This is a genomic window from Parcubacteria group bacterium CG10_big_fil_rev_8_21_14_0_10_36_14, from assembly GCA_002772895.1.
Classification (GTDB): domain Bacteria; phylum Patescibacteriota; class Patescibacteriia.
In genome coordinates this window covers 1-2,662 of the sequence record PFCS01000032.1, presented here as the reverse complement: position 1 = coordinate 2,662, position 2,662 = coordinate 1, and the positions used below count along the sequence as shown (strand labels likewise).

Here is a 2,662-nt window from a genome sequence, read left to right as displayed (position 1 = left end):
CTCTCCATAATAATTGGTATTGAATAAATCATCCAAAACAGAACGGATAAATCATTTTTGAAATATGGAACATCAACCAGTCCGTGAATAAGTAATGCTGACATTGCGCATATCGTGGTAATCGTAAAAAGTTTATCTCGTTTTAGAACAGCATAGCACACTTTGCCGAATTTTTCAAGTAGCCAGATAAATGATGCTAAGCCGATAAGCCCCATTTCAGACCAAAAATTTAAAATTATATTGTGTGGGTATAAAAATATTTCCATCCAATCGCGTGATTCATGAAATGGGATGATTGCTGTTTGGTATCCGGCAAGCCCGGCGCCAAAAAACCAATTATTACGAAGCATATTCCATGTTTCGCCCCAAATTGTTAAGCGGACAAACCCAGACCAGTCCTGTAGCATTATTTTTTCTTGTGCCATTTCCAGAAGACTAAAGAGCAAGCCGCCGGCTATTAATACGAGTAACAAAACGACGACCCCACTTTTGTATTTTTTATTGAAAAATAAATTTAAAAGAATAAATAGAACTCCTGCGCCCATTACAGAAAATATCGCTCCATCAGACTTGGCGAGTATTATTGTTAAAAGTGATAATATGGTAATTGACAACCAATAGCCAGTAATCAATATTTTTTTGTTATTTATTATTTGATAAATAAATAAGATAATAATTGGCGCTAAAAATAGTCCTACTGCATTCGGATATTCAAAAATTGAAGTAACGCGCAATTCACTTTGCCATGGGTAAGGGATTGGCGCTCCAAAAAACTTTTGCGCTATTGCGTATATAGATATATACAAAGCAGGGATAGAAAGCCCGAAGATTAATTTTTTAAAATCATTTTTATCTTTTATTATTGCCAATAACAATAGGAAGATAAGAATGCTTTCTAAAAAATATGCTCGCCAAACTCCCAATGCAGAAATTTTTTCCGGAGAAACAAAGATTGCAATTATTGAGGCAATAAAAAATAGCGCCAAAGGCCATCCTATTTTTGTAAGACGTGATTTTAATAATTTAAAATCTCTATGAAATATTATCCAGCCAAAGAATATCGCCCAGATTATTATTTCTAAAATTGTACTCGGCAAACCCGAAATATCAAAACGTAAAAGATATGTTGGAATAAGCGCGGAAAATGCAAATAATGCTAAAAGCGAATTTTTATAAGTTAAAAATATAAAAATAAAAAATATGACAATGGCAAAACATAACATAAACTAAGTTTTTAATTTAACAACTTCTTTTATATCTTTTGTCGTAATACCTCCAAACAGAACAATAAATATTCCGTAAATTATTACTGCGATAGCTATTAAAAATATAACGTGTAAATTTTGTAGATAATATAGTGCCAAACCCATTGGTATAACAGCTAAAAGAGATTTAAAAAATATTTTTATAAAGCGAGGCATAATACCGGTTACGCGATAAATCACCCATAAGCTGATAAAGGCAATCAGTGTTTCAGAGAAAACAGTCACCCATGCCGCGCCGATATACGAATATTTTGGAATAAAAATAAAATATAAAATCAGAGATATGCCGGCATCTACCGCATAACCCCAGATTATCATTTTTTGTTTATTTAAGGCAACGATTGTGTGCGCAAAAAGCGAACCTATAAATAAGGCGCCAGCTCCTAAAACTAAAATGCTTAATACTTTTCCTGAAATCGCAAACTCTTGCCCGGCGTATATTACCATTATTTTTTCTCCAATAAAATATGTTCCGACAACCATTGGCACAACAACCAAGATGAGTCCGTTAAAAGTTTTTTGGAATATTTTTTTAAATCGTTCGGTATTTTGTTTTGCCCAACTTGCTGCCATAAGGGGTAAAATTAATCCCATAAACATCATAGCAAAAGTTGTGATAGCATCAATCAATTTATATGGCGCGCCATAAAGACCAACTGCTTCCTGGCTTTTTAAAACGGAAAGAATTAAAATATCAGTTTTCAAATAAATTAAATTTAAAATAATAGAAAGACCGATTGGCCAGGACCTCCGCAAAACTTCATGCCAAATATCCCAGTCAAAAGCAAGGCGTATTTTTATTAAACGTCTCGCATAATAAAAAGTTATAACAAACCAGATAAAGTTTGCAATATTCAAAACAACCATCATTGATAGGATGCCATATTCCAAATAGACAAAAAGCGCGATAAGCCCGACAAAAATAATTCTGGATATAAACTCTGCCATCGCCGGTTTATACATCTGCAAATGTTTTTGAAAAATGCCAATAATAGTTTCTGTGAGCATCTGAAATAAAAATGCCAAACTCGTAATAGCAATACCCACCTTAATAATAGTAGGATAGGGAAAAAAGAGAGAAGCGATTGGCGCTAGACCTAATAGAATAATTGAGGAGAAAAGACGCAAAGTAAAAATATTATTGAAAATTTTATCAATTCCATTATCGCGTTCTGAAATCATCTGAACAGTGATAGTTGTTAGCCCAAAATTAGCAATAATCCCGAAAAACATTAAAAAAGCAGTAATAGTGGTATAAATTCCAAAACCTTCTCGCCCCAAATAGCGCATTATAAAGCCGATTCCGACTACAGCTAAAATACCGGCTCCTCCACGGCCGATTATTTGATAAAGTGTATTGTGGGCGATTTTTCTAGTTAAAGACATAAAAACTCAGA

General features: G+C 33.5%; 2 protein-coding genes. Both read right to left on the bottom strand.

Annotated elements, in window-relative coordinates; translation table 11 throughout:
• Positions 1–1,223, bottom strand: a 1,223-nt coding sequence (locus COU51_02215; protein PIR66767.1) for a hypothetical protein, incomplete at its 3' end; no start/stop codon positions are given.
• A gap of 3 nt (positions 1,224–1,226) precedes the next feature.
• On the bottom strand, positions 1,227–2,651 hold the full coding sequence (locus COU51_02210) for a hypothetical protein (GenBank protein PIR66766.1): 1,425 nt from the start codon (positions 2,649–2,651) through the stop codon (positions 1,227–1,229).
• Positions 2,652–2,662 lie beyond the last annotated feature (11 nt).

What these genes read in the sequence shown, in the direction of transcription:
- COU51_02210 (PIR66766.1), bottom strand. Translation starts at nt 2,651, where the DNA reads ATGTCTTTAACTAGAAAAATCGCCCACAATACACTTTATCAAATAATC.